Raw genomic sequence first — 18,288 nt, 5'->3', positions numbered from 1 at the left:
CGGTAGCGGCGCGGACTGAGTGAGAGAAAAATGATTAATACTTCCGCTAAGATGATTCAGGTTCGTGATTTGAACTTCTATTACGGAAAATTCCATGCGCTGAAAAACATCAATCTGGATATTGCGAAAAACCAGGTGACGGCGTTTATCGGCCCATCAGGCTGCGGTAAATCCACCCTGCTGCGCACCTTTAACAAGATGTTTTCACTTTACCCTGAGCAGCGTGCTGAAGGTGAGATCCTGCTGGATGGTGAAAATATTCTGACCGCCAGCCAGGACATTGCCCTGCTGCGTGCCCGCGTCGGGATGGTTTTCCAGAAGCCGACGCCGTTCCCGATGTCGATTTATGACAATATCGCCTTCGGCGTACGTCTGTTTGAAAAGCTGTCCCGTGCCGATATGGACGAACGCGTCCAGTGGGCGCTGACCAAAGCGGCGCTGTGGACCGAAACCAAAGACAAGCTGCACCAGAGTGGCTACAGTCTTTCCGGTGGTCAGCAGCAGCGTTTGTGCATTGCCCGTGGTATTGCCATTCGCCCTGAGGTGTTGCTGCTGGACGAGCCCTGCTCTGCGCTGGATCCGATTTCAACCGGGCGTATTGAAGAGCTGATTACGGAGCTGAAACAGGATTACACCGTGGTGATCGTGACGCACAATATGCAGCAGGCCGCACGCTGTTCCGATCACACCGCGTTTATGTACCTTGGCGAACTGATAGAATTTAGCGATACCGACACGCTGTTCACCAAGCCGCATCAGAAGCAAACTGAAGATTACATCACCGGCCGCTACGGTTGAGTTGACTGGAGAATACAATGGATAGCTTAAACCTGAATAAACATATCTCCGGCCAGTTTAACGCCGAGCTGGAGCACATCCGCACCCAGGTGATGACCATGGGCGGCATGGTTGAGCAGCAGCTGACGGATGCTATCACTGCGATGCACAACCAGGATGGCGAGCTGGCGAACAAGGTGATCGAAGGTGACCACAAGGTCAATATGATGGAAGTGGAGATTGATGAAGCCTGCGTGCGCATCATCGCCAAGCGTCAGCCGACCGCCAGCGACCTGCGTCTGGTGATGGCGATCATCAAAACCATTTCCGAGCTGGAACGCATTGGCGATGTGGCCGAGAAAATCTGTCGTACCGCGCTGGAAAAATTTACCCAGCAGCACCAGCCGCTGCTGGTGAGCCTGGAGTCTATGGGCCATCACACGATCCAGATGCTGCACGACGTGCTGGACGCGTTCGCCCGTATGGATCTCAATGCAGCAGTGGAAATCTATCGTGAAGATAAGAAGGTTGACCAGGAATATGAGGGCATCGTCCGCCAGCTGATGACCTATATGATGGAAGATCCGCGCACCATCCCCAGCGTGCTGACGGCGCTGTTCTGTGCCCGAGCTATCGAGCGCATCGGCGACCGCTGCCAGAACATCTGCGAGATTATCTTCTACTTCGTCAAAGGCCAGGATTTCCGTCATGTGGGCGGCGACCAGCTGGATAAACTGCTGACCGGGGACGACAGCGGCGAAAATAATCCGGGTTAAGCTCTGCCGAGGCGTGCCGGCTTGCGGCATGCCTTTCCTTCCCTCCTGCCCTGACCCATGAGTTTTTCGTCTGGATACCACGCGCCGTCATACTTATACTTGCGGCCAAATTCTTATGAAAAGGTCAGAAAACCATGTCAGTTTCCCCCCCGGATAAGCGCAGCGTCACGCCAGGAAAGGCGATGGTTGCGGCGGTCAGTGGCTATGCAATGGACGGCTTTGATCTGCTGATACTCGGCTTTATGCTGCCGGCGATCAGCCTGTCTCTGGCGTTAAACCCTTCACAGGCTGGCTCTCTGGTGACCTGGACCTTAATAGGGGCCGTGCTGGGCGGCATCATTTTTGGCCATATCAGCGACCGTTTTGGCCGTATCCGCGTCCTGACCTTCACTATTTTGATGTTTTCCGTCTTTACCGGGCTGTGCGCGGTGGCGCAGGGATACTGGGATCTGCTGGCATACCGTACTCTGGCCGGAATGGGGCTGGGCGGTGAATTCGGTATTGGTATGGCGCTGATTGCCGAGGTCTGGCCTGCTAACAAGCGCAACCGTGCTTCAGCGTGGGTCGGTATGGGCTGGCAGCTGGGCGTGCTGATGGCGGCGTTTATCACCCCACTCCTGCTGGATATTATCGGCTGGCGCGGTATGTTTCTGGTCGGACTGCTGCCTGCGCTGGCATCGTTTGCTATCCGGCGGGGTATGGGGGAGCCGGATACCTTCACCGAACACGTGGACGTCAATCAGGGGCTGTCATTCTCCGCCCGTATTAAGCTGCTGTTTGCGGATGCTGCCACCACAAAAGCCAGCATCGGTATCTTTATCCTCTGTTCCGTGCAGAATTTTGGTTACTACGGCCTGATGATCTGGATGCCCAGTTACCTCTCAACCACGTTTGGCTTCTCCCTGACAAAGTCAGGATTGTGGACGGCGGTGACGGTGGTGGGTATGACCTTCGGTATCTGGCTGTTTGGTCTGCTGGCTGATCGCTTTGCGCGCTGGAAAATCTTCCTGATCTATCAGATGGGGGCGGTCGTCATGGTGGTGGTGTACGCACAGCTGCGTGACCCGACCATCATGCTGTTTACCGGTGCGCTGATGGGGATGTTTGTTAACGGAATGATTGGCGGCTATGGCGCGCTAATCTCTGACACTTATCCGGTGAAAGTCCGCGCTACGGCGCAGAACGTCCTGTTTAACCTGGGGCGTGGCGTGGGTGGCTTTGGTCCGCTGGTGATTGGCCTGCTGGTGAGCCAGTGGTCGTTTGCTGCGGCGATCACCCTGCTGGCGCTGATCTATCTGCTGGATATCGTTGCCACGCTGTTTCTGCTGCCGAAAAAGCAGGGTAACGAAGACGCTCTGGGTGCGATAGGCTGACTGACCGTCGTCCTGTGTGGGAGGACACCGCGCAGGACGACACGGGCAGTATTCACACTTTCCTCCCTTTCTCTGCGAACGCGTTATTTAATGCACCCACCTGTCCTGATGGGGGGGTCTTCCTCCTGCCTGTTTATTTTTTACAAAAAAAAACATGGCAACAAATATGGCGCGTAATTAATTTTTGCGACTCATTATTTTACTTATTACTATTCGTGTGGGTGATCAGGTCGCTTTTATTGATGCTATATCGATAAAATATCGAAAAGTTGTTACCACTTACGCTTTTTAGCCATTTATTGTTGTTTACAGCTTAAAAAAAACTGGTTAACTTTACCCCGCAAGGTGGCGAACTGTTTTTAGCGGAGGCGGATCTGTGCCCGCATCCATACTCAAGTATCGCCATTATTCACCATCACTATTTAAAATATTTTTGTACTCTGTCTTGCCATGATAATGGTCAGGTTGTGGCGGAGCCTGCCTGCTGATATTGATGGGGCAGGATAATGAAGGAACAGGCTGCATGACAGTAAGTGGTTGGTATTTAATTTTTTGTAAGTATGGGCGTATGGAGCAGGCAGAGGATTCGCTGGAAAAAATCGGGATAACCACCTTTTGTCCGATGATGACGCGCGAAAAAAAACGCGCCGGTTCGCAGCGAATCAAAGTCAGTGTTGAGCCGATGTTTCCTCCTTATCTGTTCGTTAAAATTGATGCTGACCTCATCAATACTGCCAGGATAAATGCCTTACCCGGGGTCAGTTATATTGTTAAGTTTGGCCGTGAACCCCGGCCCTTACCGCAAAGCCTGATTGAAGCATTGATGAGAAGAGCCTGTAACCACTCCTTGACTGACGATCAGGTCAACAATGACCATAATCTGATGAAAATGGAAGAAAGGCTGGAAAAAATAAAGGACGGCAACAGCTATGGTTTACTGTCTTTTCTGCATGAAATGATCATGTCAGAAATAAGGCTAAACCGTGTCGAATAATTAAATTTAGCTTTATATTATATCGGTTTGTTAACGCTGCTGATTACTTGTTTTTTTATTCATCTCTTGATGCTTTTATGACGCCGGGTAATAGGGGGTTGATTGATATGAAAATAAAGAAAACACCTGTAGAGCAAAAAAAATGCGAAATGCTACATCAGTTAGCGTTAATTTGTGGCGAGATTGAATCCAGTCGGGGAGAGGGGGGCGGCTTACAGCAGCCTGAGGTCTGGCCTAAAACCCGGGATTTAGCGGACAGCTGCGGAGAGAGTATTTATATTACACGCACCCTGCTTCTCCAGTTGGTTGCCGAGGGGAAAGTGATCAAACACTCTTCCCTGTTGTTGAAGTCACTGCGCTGGTATATCAATAAAAATGACGGGATTGAGTCTTAATCCCGTCCGTGTGCCCTGAAAATACAGGTAAAGGCGTTACGGCCTATACTATTGCCGTCAGCGGGTCAGCTGCCAGCCGCGTGCCTGCCAGAGCCCGGGTAGATCGGCCATATCCTTAAATACCGTTACCAGCGGGTGATCGATATGGGGGTTATGGGCATCCACGCAATAATAGAATACCGGGATCCCGGCCGCGATGCCGGCCTTCGCCCCGGCTTCCGAGTCATCCACCAGTATGCAGTGCTCAATTGCAACGCCCATCTGCCGGGCAGCGTGGTACATCAGCTCCGGCTCCGGCTTCCAGTGTCCGATGTCGTAACCGCTGTAGAGACGATCGCCAAAGTACGCACGCATTCCGGTCAGGCCAAGCGAATGCTCCATTTTGGGGACCGTGCCGTTGGAGACAACACACATCGCTACACCGATCTTGTCCAGTAGCGCTTTAGCTCCGGTGATCGGTTTAAGCTCTAACTCGAACAACCGGGCCACTTCCCGGCGATAGGCTGGCTCAAGGACCTCCACGGGCGTTGTGAGCTGATGCTGCCGGCAGACGTCGGCGATGATGTCATACAGCTTCACGCCTTTATATTTCTCGAACATCTCCTGCAACGACAGCGAAGCGCCAAACTCTGCGAAGGTGTTAACGTACGCCTGCGTACAGAGCATTTCGCTGTCGACCAGTGTGCCGTCACAATCGAAAAAAATACATTCCACTGACATCCTGCTTCCTTATGCGTCCTGATGGGCTGATACCGAATAGTAGCGTGAAGCAGGGGGGCATTTCGATTATTGATCGTACAAACCCTGTTTTTTGCCGTGTGAAGTGTCTTTTCCAGTTAACGGCAGAGATAAGACGGTAAAAACAGCGCAATCGGTTGCGAAAAAACCGGGTGATCAATATCCCAAAATCTGAATTTTGGGGTAGGATAACGGCCGACAACTTTTCTCCGTTCTGGAAACACATAATGACGAATCCCGGTCTGTTACAACGGATTTTTAAATTGCAGGAGCATGGCACCACCGTACGTACTGAGGTGATTGCTGGTTTCACCACTTTCCTGACGATGGTCTATATCGTTTTTGTTAACCCGCAGATCCTGGGCGTGGCTGGCATGGATACCCAGGCCGTCTTTGTGACGACCTGCCTGATTGCCGCCTTTGGCAGTATTTTGATGGGGCTGGTAGCCAATCTGCCGGTTGCCCTGGCGCCGGCGATGGGCCTGAACGCTTTCTTTGCCTTTGTGGTAGTTGGCGCGATGGGCATTTCCTGGCAGATCGGTATGGGTGCTATCTTCTGGGGAGCGGTAGGGCTGCTGCTGCTGACAATTTTCCGCGTGCGCTACTGGATGATCGCCAATATCCCGCTGAGCCTGCGGGTGGGGATCACCGCCGGTATTGGCTTGTTTATCGCCATGATGGGGCTGAAAAATGCAGGCATCATTGTCGCCAATGAAGCGACGCTGGTGTCGGTGGGCAACCTCACCTCTCACAGCGTGCTGCTGGGCGCACTGGGCTTCTTTATTATCGCGATTCTCGCCTCACGCAATATCCATGCTGCGGTGCTGGTGTCGATCGTGGTGACCACCGGTATTGGCTTGGCCATCGGTGACGTGAAGTACACGGGGATCTTTTCTGCGCCTCCGGCGGTGACCTCGGTGCTGGGGCAGGTTAATCTCAAGGATTCACTGAATATTGGCATGGCGGGGATTATCTTCTCCTTTATGCTGGTGAACCTGTTTGACTCCTCCGGGACGCTGATTGGCGTAACGGATAAAGCAGGCCTGACCGATGAGAACGGCAAGTTCCCCCGCATGAAGCAGGCGCTGTACGTCGACAGCATCAGCTCTGTCGCCGGTTCCTTTATCGGCACCTCTTCCGTCACCGCCTATATCGAAAGCTCATCCGGTGTGTCTGTCGGTGGCCGTACGGGATTAATGGCGGTCGTGACGGGCGTACTGTTCCTGCTGGTGATGTTCCTGTCACCGCTGGCAGGCATGGTGCCAGCCTACGCGGCAGCGGGTGCGCTGATTTATGTGGGCGTGCTGATGACCTCCAGCCTGTCGCGCGTGAAATGGGACGACCTGACCGAAGCCGTTCCGGCGTTTGTTACTGCGGCAATGATGCCGTTTAGTTTCTCGATTACGGAAGGGATTGCGCTGGGCTTTATCTCTTACTGTGTGATGAAACTGGGAACCGGCCGCTGGCGTGAAATCAGCCCGTGCGTGGTGGTGGTGGCGTTGCTGTTCGTGCTGAAAATCGCCTTCGTCGACGCGCACTGATGTAACAGGCGGGTGGCAGAAAGGCCACCCGCATCCTCTTCAGGAATAGTTAAGCTGTTTTTCGGTTGGCAGGCTGGTCAGTCGCAGCGTGCGCGGCCCCAGATTTTGGGCGCAGACATTAAAATCGCGCAGCGATTCCCATCCATTATCATGATTATATTCCCACAGCCGCAGCCGGTCGGTGCCTGGCGACAGTGCGCAGGACCAGACCAGTAACGGCTCAACGTCACACAGCGCCTGTATGTCAGGCCAGGTAACCGAACGCAGGCGTCCCGATGCGGGATGTAATCGCAGCGAGTTGATCCCGTCTTCGCCTTCCCCGGTCAGCTTGAGAATGCTCTGGCGCAGCGTCCAGAGTTGAGTGGAGGCTTCAATGGCGTCGTTCTGCGCATTGATCCAGGCCTTTTCCCCTGACGACAGGCATTCAAAATGATGCTCCATCGTCTGGCGACTGTGCGCGCGAATAATTTCCATGTCCAGCCCGGCACGCCCTCCTTCCTCTGCTAACGCTACGCCGACCATATTTCCGGCGTAGGCAAAACTGAAGTCCGGAAGATCCTGATCGGCAAAGCAGGGGCGTCCGCTGGCGCTGGTGATCAGCTCTGGCAGAACAGGCATCCCGTATACACGCTGCATCAGCTCGGCCAGCAGGATACGGGCGGCCAGATAGCGGGCACGACGCTTCTCTGTGAATCTGCTGGCGTACTCTACAATCGGATGTGGAAGTCGGTGTACCCGGGGTCTGGTCTGGGCGAGAGCCCAACGTGCAAAATGACTTGCCATCTGTCGCTCCGTGAAAATGGTCGGATAATCATCACTGCTATTGTAAGAATATTCTTACCTGATTTCACCTGAGATTCCATTCTCAGGGTCATTTTCGGACTATTGTCACTGTTTATGGACAGATTGCTGGTGGATAAGAGCGATCCTGCCGGCGGATTACTTCCCTATACAGAAACTGGAGAAGATACGGCCTAACAGGTCATCGGAACTGAACTCACCGGTGATCTCACTCAGCGACTGCTGTGCCAGACGCAGTTCTTCAGCCAGTAATTCCCCCGCCCACGCACCCAGCAACTGGTCTTTCCCCTGTTGTAAGTGAGTGGCTGCTAACTCCAGCGCCTGCAGATGACGACGACGTGCCAGGAAGCCCCCCTCCATATTACCGGAGAAGCCCATGCTCTGCTTCAGGTGGTCCCGCAGCACATCAATGCCGTCACCGGTCCGGGCTGACAGACGAATAAGTGAGTGACCATTCACTTCCTCAAGACCCAGCACTTCGCCGGTCATATCCGCCTTGTTGCGTACGACGGTAACCGGTAACGCCGCCGGTAAACGGGCCATAAAGTCCGGCCAGATTGCCGCAGGCGCTGTTTCACCGGTGGTGGTACCGTCTACCATAAACAGTACGCGGTCGGCCTGTTCGATCTCATTCCATGCCCGTTCGATGCCGATGCGTTCAACTTCGTCACCGGCTTCCCGTAGCCCTGCTGTATCAATTATATGCAGCGGCATGCCGTCTATATGAATATGCTCACGCAGCACGTCGCGGGTGGTCCCGGCAATATCGGTGACAATCGCTGCTTCACGTCCGGCCAGCGCGTTCAGCAGGCTGGATTTGCCGGCATTAGGGCGTCCGGCAATGACCACTTTCATCCCTTCGCGCAGCAGGCTACCCTGGCGTGCTTCAGCGCGTACGCTATCCAGGTCAGCTATCACCTGATGCAGCAGTGCTTCGATTTTGCCGTCAGAAAGGAAGTCAATCTCCTCGTCCGGGAAGTCGATGGCAGCCTCAACGAAGATCCGCAGGTGAGTAAGTGCTTCCACCAGATGATTAACGCGGGCGGAGAAAACGCCCTGCAGCGAATTGACCGCCGAGCGTGCCGCCTGCTCTGAACTGGCATCGATCAGATCGGCAATGGCCTCTGCCTGGGCCAGGTCCAGCTTGTCATTGAGGAAGGCGCGTTCGGAGAACTCGCCCGGGTTAGCGATACGCAGGCCAGGCAGCGCGACAATACGCTTCAGCAGCAGATCGAGGATCACCGGGCCGCCGTGACCCTGCAGTTCCAGCACGTCTTCACCGGTGAATGAGTTCGGGCCAGGGAACCACAGCGCGATACCCTGGTCGAGCGTGCTGCCGTCAGCGTCGCGGAAAGGCAGGTAGTCGGCGTAGCGTGGCTTTGGCAGTTTGCCCAGTAGCAGCTGTGCGACGTCGGCAGCTTTACTGCCGGAAACACGCAGAATGCCAACGCCGCCGCGGCCCGGAGGCGTCGCCTGTGCGACGATAGTATCGCTATGGCTCATATTGAATTCTCTTTTTGGAATAAAAAAGGCGGTCATGATGACCGCCTTAGTGTAAGCATTGTTCGTTCCGTTAGCACGGGGCGACCCCGACATTGTAGGGGCTGACCTTCTGTTTCGGTCAGCCCGCAACATCAAACGCGTTACGCTTTTTTCTTGTCGCGGCTGTGCAGGCCACGCTTTTCCAGGCCGCGATAAATCAGCTGCTGCTGGAGAATGGTCACCAGGTTACTGACGATGTAGTACAGCACCAGACCTGAAGGGAACCACAGGAAGAACACGGTGAAGATGACCGGCATGAAGGTCATGATCTTCTGCTGCATCGGGTCGGTCACTGTGGTCGGCGACATCTTCTGAATGAAGAACATCGTGATACCCATCAGGATCGGCAGGATGTAATACGGGTCCTGTGCGGCCAGGTCATGGATCCACAGTGCGAACGGCGCATGACGCAGTTCAACGGAGCCCATCAGCATGTAGTACAGGGCCAGGAAGATTGGCATCTGGATAACCAGCGGCAGACAGCCACCCAGCGGATTCACTTTCTCCGCCTTATACAGCGCCATCATCTCCTGACTCATCTTCTGCTTATCGTCGCCTAAACGCTCACGCATCGCCTGGATCTTCGGCTGCAGCATGCGCATTTTCGCCATGGAGGTGTACTGCGCCTTGGTCAGCGGGTACATGATGCCACGAACGATGAAGGTGATAACGATAATCGAGAAGCCCCAGTTACCGATAAAGGTATGCAGGAATTTCAGCAGTTTGAACAGCGGCTGAGAAATAAACCACAGCCAGCCGTAATCCACGGTCAGATCCAGGTGTGGGGCCACGGCCGCCATCTTGTCCTGAATTTCCGGGCCAACCCACAGGGTGGCAGCCAGCTGCTGCTGGGAACCCGGCGCGATGGTCACTGGCGCAGACTTGTAGCCAATGGCGGCAATACCGTTACCCAGATTGCTGGTGTACAGCGTGTTGATGCCTGCTGTCTGTGGTACCCATGCGGTCGCGAAATACTGCTGCAGCATCGCCACCCAACCGTTGTTGGTGGTGGTGCTCAGGTTTTCGTTGTCGCTGATTTTGTCGAATTTGTACTTCTCGTAGTTGGTCTCACTGCTGGAGTAAGCCGCACCACGGAAAGTGTGCAGGGCAAAGTTGCTGCTGCCGGTATCGCGATGCTTCGGCAGGTCAATGGACTGCTTCAGCTGACCGAACATCGACACTTCCAGCGGCTGCTGAGAGGCGTTGTTGATCTGATAATCGACATTAATGGCGTATTCACCGCGCTTCAGCACGAAGGTCTTGGTGTAGGTCGCGCCATTCTCAGCGGTAAAGGTCAGCGGGATACGCAGTTCGCTCTGGCCTTCAGCCAGTTCGAAGTGATCCTGAGCTGCGGTATACAGCGGACGTGCGCCGTTCGCCGGGTTATCCGGGCCATTACGACCGGTCAGGCCGCTCTGCGCCTGATACAGGAAGCCTGGCGTGGTTTCCAACAGCTGGAAAGGCTTGTCAGAACCCAGTGAGTCCGGGTAAGTCAGCAATAACGCCTGGTCAATATCGCCACCGCGAGTATTGATGTTCAAAGACAGGACATCAGTCTTAACGGTGATCGTTTTGCCCTGTCCGCTGGCAGGGACACCCTGATTGGCGGCATCACCGACTGCGCTGTTGGTGTTCTGTGTGGTCTGGGTCTGCAATGGCTGCGGAGCGTGGTCCGTCTGCCAGGCTTGCCAGATCATAAAGGACACGAACAGAAAAGCGATGAGGAAAAGATTGCGTTGCGAATCCATCGTTAATGTTCTCTGGGATCAATGGTTATGTGGCGGCACCGGATCGTCGCCACCCGGGTTTAAGGGGTGGCATTTTAATATGCGTTTCATCGTCAACCAACTCCCTTTTACCACCCCAAACCTGCGCAATGCCTCAATACCGTATTGCGAGCAGGTGGGGTGAAAACGGCAGTGGGGCCCTAACAGCGGACTGATTACGCGTTGATAGACGCGAATCAGCGCGATCAGGACCCGCGAGCCAGGCGACAATGGCGACGCCATAATTTCTCCAACGCTTCCGTCAGTGCCTTATTATCCAGATCGGCAACACCCTTTTTCGCTACGATCACAAAATCCATCGCGGGCAATTCATGCTGACGCAGACGAAAGCTTTCGCGGGTCAATCGCTTGATCCGGTTACGTTCGTGAGCACGTTTAACATGTTTTTTGGCGACGGTAAGACCGATGCGGGGATGCCCCAGCGCGTTCAGGCGGCCGAGAATAGTAATTTGCGGCGTGCCAGCCCGTTGTGGCTGCTGGAAGACGAAAGTGAAATGAGTGGGAGTTAACAAACGTAACTCCCTGGGAAATGCGAGCTTAACCACTCAGCGGTTAGCTTTTATTACTTAGAAACGGTCAGACGAGAACGGCCTTTAGCACGACGACGTGCCAGAACCTGACGACCATTTTTATTTGCCATACGAGCACGGAAACCATGTGAACGGTTGCGCTTCAGTACGGACGGTTGAAAAGTGCGTTTCATGGCGATTTCTACCTAAACTTGGAAAATTTCACTTGGTGACGCGTTATCTGGCCCGAAAAAACGACCGACGCCTCAGTGTGTCTTTAATAAAGAGGCGGGATTGTAATAATTGTACAGTCCAGAGTCAATTTACTTCGCGTGAAAAGCGCGCCTTGATTGCCCGTAGTGACTCACTGTTTCAGCCAAAAGGGCTATGGCGCCACACGCCGGGGCAAGAATTATACGGTGTCCATTAAAAATCGCAAGGATCGCGCAGGATCTTCTTGCGATCCCGTTACATTGAGTTTGCGGCAATAACGTGACGCCGCCATTAAATTTCAACGAATGCAGACGATCCTGAATGCCTTTTGCTCAGGGTGGCGTAAACTTATCCCCGCTGTGGATGCCTGTGGATAAATTGGATCAAAACTGTGTAGAAAGTGAAGATCTCTGCTGCGCTTTACGCTATGATCCGCCCTTCCGCTGACGATCCTCCGGGTCGGATCCTACCCCGCAAGCATGAAAAATGTCGGGGACGGGCGGAGTAACCGCGGATAGCGGTTCGCATGTGTCTCATCGGCATGCGTCAACAATGATGAAATTATCGCTTCAGCGCCTTTTATATCTTATCGAATTTTTTCGAGTGGAGTCCGCCGTGTCACTTACGCTTTGGCAACAGTGTCTTGCCCGCCTGCAGGATGAGCTACCTGCCACAGAATTTAGCATGTGGATACGTCCCTTACAGGCCGAACTGAATGACAATACGCTGGCCTTGTATGCACCAAACCGTTTTGTACTCGATTGGGTTCGGGATAAATACCTGAATAATATCAATGCCCTGCTAAATGATTTTTGCGGGGCAAATGTGCCATTGCTGCGTTTTGAGGTTGGCAGTAAGCCGGTCGCGCAGACCATCAGCCAGCCGGTAATGGCCAGTGCTCATGCCAGCGCACCGGGTATCATCAGCCGTCCTGCCCCGATGCGGCCAAGCTGGGACAACATGCCGGCACCGGCAGAGCTGTCTTATCGCTCGAATGTGAATACCAAGCACAATTTTGACAACTTTGTTGAGGGTAAATCGAACCAGCTGGCGCGTGCGGCGGCACGTCAGGTTGCAGATAACCCCGGCGGCGCTTATAACCCCTTGTTCCTGTATGGCGGTACAGGCCTGGGTAAAACGCACCTGCTGCATGCGGTGGGTAACGGCATTATGGCGCGCAAGCCAAACGCGAAAGTGGTTTATATGCACTCAGAGCGTTTTGTGCAGGACATGGTCAAAGCACTGCAGAATAACGCCATTGAAGAGTTCAAGCGTTACTACCGCTCGGTCGATGCGCTGCTGATCGATGATATTCAGTTCTTTGCCAATAAAGAGCGTTCACAGGAAGAGTTTTTCCACACCTTTAATGCGCTGCTGGAAGGCAATCAGCAGATCATTTTGACCTCGGATCGTTATCCGAAAGAGATCAACGGGGTGGAGGATCGTCTGAAATCACGCTTTGGCTGGGGCCTGACGGTGGCGATCGAGCCGCCGGAGCTGGAAACCCGCGTAGCGATCCTGATGAAGAAAGCCGACGAAAATGACATTCGCCTGCCCGGTGAGGTCGCGTTCTTTATTGCCAAACGACTGCGTTCAAACGTTCGTGAGCTGGAAGGTGCGCTGAATCGCGTGATCGCCAACGCCAACTTTACCGGTCGTGCCATCACCATCGATTTTGTGCGCGAAGCGCTGCGCGATCTGCTGGCATTGCAGGAGAAGCTGGTCACCATTGATAATATCCAGAAGACAGTCGCTGAATATTATAAAATCAAAGTGGCCGATCTGCTGTCGAAGCGACGTTCCCGTTCGGTTGCCCGTCCACGCCAGATGGCGATGGCGATGGCCAAAGAACTGACCAACCACAGTCTGCCGGAAATCGGTGATGCTTTCGGGGGTCGTGACCACACCACGGTGTTACATGCCTGCCGTAAAATCGAGCAGTTGCGTGAAGAGAGTCACGACATTAAAGAAGATTTCTCAAATCTAATCAGAACATTATCTTCCTGACTATGAAATTTATTGTAGAACGTGAGCATTTACTCAAACCCTTACAGCAAGTTAGCAGCCCGTTAGGCGGGCGTCCGACGCTGCCCATTCTTGGTAATCTGCTGCTGCAGGTCACTGAGGGTACGCTGCTGCTGACCGGTACCGATTTAGAAATGGAAATGGTCGCCCGCGTAGCGCTGACCCAGGACCATGAGCCGGGGGCCACCACCGTACCGGCGCGAAAATTCTTTGATATCTGTCGTGGTCTGCCGGAAGGCGCAGAGATCACGGTGATCCTGGACGGTGAGAGGATGCTGGTGCGCTCCGGCCGCAGCCGTTTCTCACTTTCCACGCTGCCCGCCAGCGACTTCCCGAACCTGGACGACTGGCAGAGCGAGGTGGAGTTTACGCTGCCGCAGGCCACGATGAAGCGCCTGATCGAAGCCACGCAGTTCTCGATGGCTCATCAGGACGTGCGCTACTACCTGAACGGTATGCTATTTGAAACCGAAGGCGAAGAGCTGCGTACGGTGGCCACCGACGGCCACCGTCTGGCGGTGTGTTCCATGCCGGTCGGGCAGTCGCTGCCAAGCCATTCGGTGATCGTGCCGCGTAAAGGGGTGATTGAACTGGTACGTCTGCTGGACGGCGGCGATACGCCACTGCAGGTGCAGATTGGCAGCAACAATATCCGTGCCCACGTGGGAGATTTTATCTTCACCTCCAAGCTGGTGGATGGTCGCTTCCCTGATTATCGCCGCGTGTTGCCGAAAAACCCCGACAAAACTCTTGATGCGGGCTGCGACCTGCTGAAGCAGGCCTTTGCCCGTGCAGCGATCCTCTCTAACGAGAAATTCCGTGGTGTTCGCCTTTATATCAGCGAAAATCAGCTGAAGATTACGGCGAATAACCCGGAGCAGGAAGAGGCCGAAGAGATTCTGGATGTCACTTACGGCGGCACCGACCTCGAAATCGGCTTTAACGTCAGCTACGTGCTGGATGTGCTGAACGCGCTGAAGTGCGAGAATGTGCGCCTGCTGCTGACGGACTCGGTATCCAGTGTGCAGATCGAAGATGCGGCCAGTCAAAGCGCAGCCTATGTCGTCATGCCGATGAGATTGTAATTTATCGGGCTAACTTGCTTGCCCTTTTGCGCCCGGGCAGTGCTTGTCATCCTCACGTACTTCGGTACGCTGCGGCGACTGCGCACTGGCCGTATGCAAACTGGCGGCGACGCCGACGGCCTGGATCGGTGTTACAGAGATAACGAGCCGGGCAATTCAACTTCTTTACTCTCTGTGGAACCACTGCATTTATGGCTTTAACCCGCCTGCTTATCAAAGACTTCCGTAATATTGAAAACGCGGACCTTGCGCTGGCCCCCGGATTTAACTTCCTCGTGGGGCCCAACGGCAGCGGTAAAACCAGCGTGCTGGAAGCCATTTATACCCTTGGGCACGGTCGGGCCTTCCGCAGCTTACAGGCGGGCAGGGTGATCCGTCATGAGCAGGACGCTTTTGTGCTTCACGGACGCATCGCCGGGAGTGAGCGCGAAGTGTCAGTCGGCCTGACTAAAAACCGTGCCGGTGACAGTCGCGTGCGGGTGGACGGCAGCGACGGGCATAAGGTGGCCGAGCTGGCGCAGATGCTGCCGATGCAGCTCATTACGCCAGAAGGGTTTACCCTGCTCAACGGTGGGCCCAAATACCGTCGGGCCTATATCGACTGGGGATGTTTTCACAACGAACCCGGTTTTTTCAGCGCCTGGAGCAATCTTAAGCGGCTGCTCAAGCAGCGTAATGCCGCCCTGCGCCAGGTCTCGCGCTACCAGCAAATCCGGGCGTGGGATCAGGAGCTGGCTCCTCTGGCGGAGCAGATAAGCCGCTGGCGGGCGGACTACAGTGCAGCGATTGCGGCAGACATTAATGCCACCTGTGCGCAGTTTCTGCCCGAGTTTCAACTCAGCTTCTCTTTCCAGCGTGGCTGGGATAAAGAGAGCGACTATGCCGAACTGCTCGAACGCAACTTTGAGCGCGATCGTGCACTGACTTACACCGCCAGCGGCCCTCATAAAGCAGATTTCCGCATTCGTGCGGAGGGGACGCCGGTAGAAGATTTGCTGTCACGCGGCCAGTTAAAGCTGCTGATGTGCGCCCTGAGGCTGGCGCAGGGTGAGTTTCTCACCCGACAGAACGGGCGACGTTGCCTGTATCTGATAGATGATTTTGCCTCTGAGCTGGATGAAACGCGCCGCCACCTGCTGGCAGCGCGCTTAAAAGCCACTCAGGCCCAGGTTTTTGTCAGTGCCATTGCACCGGAGCATGTCTTCGATATGACTGACGAAAAGGGCAAGATGTTCAACGTAGAACAAGGTAAAATAGCGGTTCAACCTGAAGATTAAACGAGCGAGAAAAGTTGATGTCGAATTCTTATGACTCCTCCAGTATCAAAGTTCTGAAAGGGCTCGATGCTGTACGCAAACGCCCGGGTATGTATATCGGCGATACGGATGACGGTACCGGTCTGCATCACATGGTATTTGAGGTCGTGGATAACGCCATTGACGAAGCGCTCGCCGGTCACTGTTCCGATATTCTTGTCACTATTCATGCTGATAACTCCGTTTCCGTTGTGGATGATGGCCGTGGTATTCCGACCGGTATTCACGAAGAAGAAGGCATCTCAGCTGCTGAAGTGATCATGACCGTGCTGCACGCCGGCGGTAAGTTCGACGATAACTCTTATAAAGTCTCCGGCGGCCTGCACGGCGTGGGTGTTTCGGTAGTGAACGCCCTGTCGGAAAAACTGGAGCTGACCATTCGTCGCGAAGGGAAGGTTCACCAGCAGACTTACGTCCACGGCGTGCCTCAGGCCCCGCTGAGCGTGAGCGGTGAAACGGATCTGACGGGAACGCGCGTGCGTTTCTGGCCCAGCCACCAGACGTTTACTAACGTCGTGGAGTTTGAGTACGAAATCCTGGCAAAGCGCCTGCGCGAGCTGTCGTTCCTGAACTCCGGTGTGTCAATAAAGCTGGAAGATAAGCGCGACGGTAAAAGCGACCATTACCACTATGAAGGTGGTATCAAGGCGTTTGTTGAGTACCTCAACAAGAACAAAACCCCGATCCACCCGAATGTGTTCTATTTCTCAACCGAGAAAGACGGCATTGGTGTGGAAGTGGCGCTGCAGTGGAACGATGGTTTCCAGGAAAACATCTACTGCTTTACTAACAACATCCCACAGCGGGATGGGGGTACGCACCTCGTTGGTTTCCGTACCGCGATGACCCGTACCCTGAATGCCTACATGGACAAAGAAGGCTACAGCAAGAAAGCCAAAGTCAGCGCCACCGGTGACGACGCGCGTGAAGGCCTGATTGCTGTGGTATCGGTCAAAGTGCCGGATCCGAAATTCTCTTCACAGACCAAAGATAAACTGGTCTCTTCTGAAGTGAAAACCGCCGTAGAACAGCAGATGAACGAGCTGCTGGCAGAATACCTGCTGGAAAACCCGACCGACGCCAAAATCGTCGTGGGTAAAATCATTGATGCAGCGCGCGCACGTGAAGCGGCCCGCCGTGCACGTGAGATGACCCGCCGTAAAGGTGCGCTGGATCTGGCAGGCCTGCCGGGCAAACTGGCGGACTGTCAGGAGCGTGACCCGGCTCTGTCCGAAATCTACCTGGTGGAAGGGGACTCTGCGGGCGGCTCTGCCAAGCAGGGGCGTAACCGTAAAAACCAGGCCATTCTGCCGCTGAAGGGTAAAATCCTCAACGTCGAGAAGGCGCGCTTTGACAAGATGCTTGCGTCCCAGGAAGTGGCCACGCTGATCACCGCGCTGGGCTGCGGTATCGGCCGTGATGAGTACAACCCGGACAAACTGCGTTATCACAGCATCATTATCATGACCGATGCCGACGTGGATGGTTCGCACATCCGTACCCTGCTGCTGACCTTCTTCTACCGTCAGATGCCGGAAATCATTGAGCGTGGTCATGTCTATATTGCCCAGCCACCGCTGTACAAGGTGAAAAAAGGCAAGCAGGAACAGTATATTAAAGATGACGATGCGATGGATCAGTACCAGATCGCCATTGCGCTGGACGGCGCTACGCTGCATGCGAATGCCAGCGCTCCGGCCCTTGGCGGCAAGCCGCTGGAAGATCTGGTGTCCGAGTTCAACAGCACGCGCAAGATGATCAAGCGCATGGAGCGCCGTTATCCGGTGGCCTTGCTGAATGCACTGGTCTACAACCCAACCCTGAGTGAGCTGGCCGCTGAAGCGCCGGTACAGGCCTGGTTGAGTGAGCTGGTGAAGTACCTGAATGATAACGACCAGCACGGCAGCACCTACAGCGGTCTGGTACGCGAAAATCTGGAGCTGCATATCTTTGAGCCGGTACTGCGTATCAAAACCCACGGTGTGGACACGGATTATGCCCTGGACAGCGAGTTTATGCTCGGCGGTGAATACCGTAAGCTCTGCGCTCTGGGTGAGAAGCTGCGAGGCCTGATCGAAGAAGACGCGTTCATCGAACGCGGCGAACGTCGTCAGCCGATCGCCAGCTTTGAGCAGGCGATGGAGTGGCTGGTCAAAGAGTCACGCCGTGGCCTGACCGTTCAGCGTTATAAAGGTCTGGGCGAGATGAACCCGGATCAGCTGTGGGAAACCACCATGGATCCCGACAGCCGTCGTATGCTGCGTGTCACCATCCGTGATGCCGTGGCCGCCGACCAGCTGTTTACCACGCTGATGGGTGATGCGGTAGAACCCCGTCGTGCCTTTATCGAAGAGAACGCCCTGCGCGCGGCGAACATCGATATCTGATCGTGCAGGCAGCGACCTTTTTTACCGGT

At 54.5% G+C, this 18,288-nt stretch carries 16 protein-coding genes and 1 pseudogene; 10 read left to right on the top strand and 7 right to left on the bottom strand.

What is annotated here, in order from left to right; translation table 11 throughout:
* Positions 1–30 precede the first annotated feature (30 nt).
* The 5 genes from pstB to IFU29_RS18760 all read left to right on the top strand — a co-directional run bounded on the left by pstB (position 31) and on the right by IFU29_RS18760 (position 4,315).
* Positions 31–798 carry a phosphate ABC transporter ATP-binding protein PstB gene (gene pstB / locus IFU29_RS18780; protein WP_062744092.1) on the top strand — a complete coding sequence of 256 codons (768 nt, stop codon included), beginning with the start codon at positions 31–33 and terminating at the stop codon, positions 796–798.
* 17 nt (positions 799–815) lie between these two features.
* Positions 816–1,553: a phosphate signaling complex protein PhoU gene (gene phoU, locus IFU29_RS18775; protein WP_062744091.1), complete on the top strand. Its 738-nt coding sequence runs from the start codon at positions 816–818 to the stop codon at positions 1,551–1,553.
* Positions 1,554–1,687: 134 nt separating this feature from the next.
* The gene (locus IFU29_RS18770) at positions 1,688–2,926 is read left to right on the top strand and encodes an MFS transporter (protein WP_191935255.1); all 1,239 of its coding nucleotides are present in this window, start codon (positions 1,688–1,690) and stop codon (positions 2,924–2,926) included.
* A 523-nt stretch (positions 2,927–3,449) separates the two neighbouring features.
* Positions 3,450–3,920: a transcriptional activator RfaH gene (locus IFU29_RS18765; protein WP_191935254.1), complete on the top strand. Its 471-nt coding sequence runs from the start codon at positions 3,450–3,452 to the stop codon at positions 3,918–3,920.
* Between the two features lie 77 nt (positions 3,921–3,997).
* Entirely contained in the window at positions 3,998–4,315 is a 318-nt protein-coding gene (locus tag IFU29_RS18760) for a FaeA/PapI family transcriptional regulator (protein ID WP_244633747.1), read from the top strand.
* Between the two features lie 57 nt (positions 4,316–4,372).
* Here the strand turns inward: IFU29_RS18760 and yieH are convergent, their stop codons facing one another.
* Positions 4,373–5,035 carry a 6-phosphogluconate phosphatase gene (gene yieH, locus IFU29_RS18755; RefSeq protein WP_191935253.1) on the bottom strand — a complete coding sequence of 221 codons (663 nt, stop codon included), beginning with the start codon at positions 5,033–5,035 and terminating at the stop codon, positions 4,373–4,375.
* 245 nt (positions 5,036–5,280) lie between these two features.
* On the opposite strand from yieH, the gene IFU29_RS18750 reads away from it, so the two are divergent.
* The gene (locus IFU29_RS18750; RefSeq protein WP_062744086.1) at positions 5,281–6,594 is read left to right on the top strand and encodes an NCS2 family permease; all 1,314 of its coding nucleotides are present in this window, start codon (positions 5,281–5,283) and stop codon (positions 6,592–6,594) included.
* A 39-nt stretch (positions 6,595–6,633) separates the two neighbouring features.
* Here the strand turns inward: IFU29_RS18750 and IFU29_RS18745 are convergent, their stop codons facing one another.
* From IFU29_RS18745 to rpmH, 6 genes and pseudogenes are all read right to left on the bottom strand, one after another.
* Positions 6,634–7,377 carry a 4'-phosphopantetheinyl transferase family protein gene (locus IFU29_RS18745; RefSeq protein WP_191935252.1) on the bottom strand — a complete coding sequence of 248 codons (744 nt, stop codon included), beginning with the start codon at positions 7,375–7,377 and terminating at the stop codon, positions 6,634–6,636.
* A 156-nt stretch (positions 7,378–7,533) separates the two neighbouring features.
* On the bottom strand, positions 7,534–8,898 hold the full coding sequence (gene mnmE, locus IFU29_RS18740) for a tRNA uridine-5-carboxymethylaminomethyl(34) synthesis GTPase MnmE (protein ID WP_191935251.1): 1,365 nt from the start codon (positions 8,896–8,898) through the stop codon (positions 7,534–7,536).
* 140 nt (positions 8,899–9,038) lie between these two features.
* Positions 9,039–10,685, bottom strand: coding sequence for a membrane protein insertase YidC (gene yidC, locus IFU29_RS18735; RefSeq protein WP_191935250.1), 1,647 nt, complete (start codon positions 10,683–10,685; stop codon positions 9,039–9,041).
* 2 nt (positions 10,686–10,687) lie between these two features.
* Positions 10,688–10,946 (bottom strand): annotated as a pseudogene (gene yidD / locus IFU29_RS18730) (membrane protein insertion efficiency factor YidD).
* Positions 10,910–11,269, bottom strand: a complete 360-nt coding sequence (rnpA, locus tag IFU29_RS18725; RefSeq protein WP_062744083.1) for a ribonuclease P protein component — start codon at positions 11,267–11,269, stop codon at positions 10,910–10,912. Before rnpA ends, yidD begins: the two are co-directional and overlap by 37 nt.
* A gap of 17 nt (positions 11,270–11,286) precedes the next feature.
* Positions 11,287–11,427, bottom strand: coding sequence for a 50S ribosomal protein L34 (gene rpmH / locus IFU29_RS18720; protein WP_003023858.1), 141 nt, complete (start codon positions 11,425–11,427; stop codon positions 11,287–11,289).
* Between the two features lie 634 nt (positions 11,428–12,061).
* On the opposite strand from rpmH, the gene dnaA reads away from it, so the two are divergent.
* From dnaA to gyrB, 4 genes are all read left to right on the top strand, one after another.
* Positions 12,062–13,453: a chromosomal replication initiator protein DnaA gene (dnaA, locus tag IFU29_RS18715; RefSeq protein WP_191935248.1), complete on the top strand. Its 1,392-nt coding sequence runs from the start codon at positions 12,062–12,064 to the stop codon at positions 13,451–13,453.
* A 2-nt stretch (positions 13,454–13,455) separates the two neighbouring features.
* Positions 13,456–14,556 (top strand): DNA polymerase III subunit beta, encoded by a 1,101-nt coding sequence (dnaN, locus tag IFU29_RS18710; RefSeq protein ID WP_062744082.1) that lies wholly within the window; start codon positions 13,456–13,458, stop codon positions 14,554–14,556.
* A 191-nt stretch (positions 14,557–14,747) separates the two neighbouring features.
* The gene (gene recF / locus IFU29_RS18705; RefSeq protein WP_191935247.1) at positions 14,748–15,833 is read left to right on the top strand and encodes a DNA replication/repair protein RecF; all 1,086 of its coding nucleotides are present in this window, start codon (positions 14,748–14,750) and stop codon (positions 15,831–15,833) included.
* Positions 15,834–15,850: 17 nt separating this feature from the next.
* Positions 15,851–18,259: a DNA topoisomerase (ATP-hydrolyzing) subunit B gene (gyrB, locus tag IFU29_RS18700; RefSeq protein WP_191935246.1), complete on the top strand. Its 2,409-nt coding sequence runs from the start codon at positions 15,851–15,853 to the stop codon at positions 18,257–18,259.
* The last annotated feature ends 29 nt before the right edge of the window (positions 18,260–18,288 follow it).

This window comes from Erwinia persicina (assembly GCF_014838825.1).
GTDB classification, from domain to species: domain Bacteria; phylum Pseudomonadota; class Gammaproteobacteria; order Enterobacterales; family Enterobacteriaceae; genus Erwinia; species Erwinia persicina_A.
The sequence above is the reverse complement of the archived record's forward strand: the minus strand, read 5'-3'. Positions and strand labels throughout refer to the sequence as shown.

Excerpts from the sequence above, each read along its gene's own strand:
- pstB (WP_062744092.1), top strand. The coding sequence starts at position 31 with ATGATTAATACTTCCGCTAAGATGATTCAGGTTCGTGATTTGAACTTC.
- phoU (WP_062744091.1), top strand. The coding sequence starts at position 816 with ATGGATAGCTTAAACCTGAATAAACATATCTCCGGCCAGTTTAACGCC.
- IFU29_RS18770 (WP_191935255.1), top strand. The coding sequence starts at position 1,688 with ATGTCAGTTTCCCCCCCGGATAAGCGCAGCGTCACGCCAGGAAAGGCG.
- IFU29_RS18765 (WP_191935254.1), top strand. The coding sequence starts at position 3,450 with ATGACAGTAAGTGGTTGGTATTTAATTTTTTGTAAGTATGGGCGTATG.
- IFU29_RS18760 (WP_244633747.1), top strand. The coding sequence starts at position 3,998 with ATGACGCCGGGTAATAGGGGGTTGATTGATATGAAAATAAAGAAAACA.
- yieH (WP_191935253.1), bottom strand. The coding sequence starts at position 5,035 with ATGTCAGTGGAATGTATTTTTTTCGATTGTGACGGCACACTGGTCGAC.
- IFU29_RS18750 (WP_062744086.1), top strand. The coding sequence starts at position 5,281 with ATGACGAATCCCGGTCTGTTACAACGGATTTTTAAATTGCAGGAGCAT.
- IFU29_RS18745 (WP_191935252.1), bottom strand. The coding sequence starts at position 7,377 with ATGGCAAGTCATTTTGCACGTTGGGCTCTCGCCCAGACCAGACCCCGG.
- mnmE (WP_191935251.1), bottom strand. The coding sequence starts at position 8,898 with ATGAGCCATAGCGATACTATCGTCGCACAGGCGACGCCTCCGGGCCGC.
- yidC (WP_191935250.1), bottom strand. The coding sequence starts at position 10,685 with ATGGATTCGCAACGCAATCTTTTCCTCATCGCTTTTCTGTTCGTGTCC.
- rpmH (WP_003023858.1), bottom strand. The coding sequence starts at position 11,427 with ATGAAACGCACTTTTCAACCGTCCGTACTGAAGCGCAACCGTTCACAT.
- dnaN (WP_062744082.1), top strand. The coding sequence starts at position 13,456 with ATGAAATTTATTGTAGAACGTGAGCATTTACTCAAACCCTTACAGCAA.
- recF (WP_191935247.1), top strand. The coding sequence starts at position 14,748 with ATGGCTTTAACCCGCCTGCTTATCAAAGACTTCCGTAATATTGAAAAC.
- gyrB (WP_191935246.1), top strand. The coding sequence starts at position 15,851 with ATGTCGAATTCTTATGACTCCTCCAGTATCAAAGTTCTGAAAGGGCTC.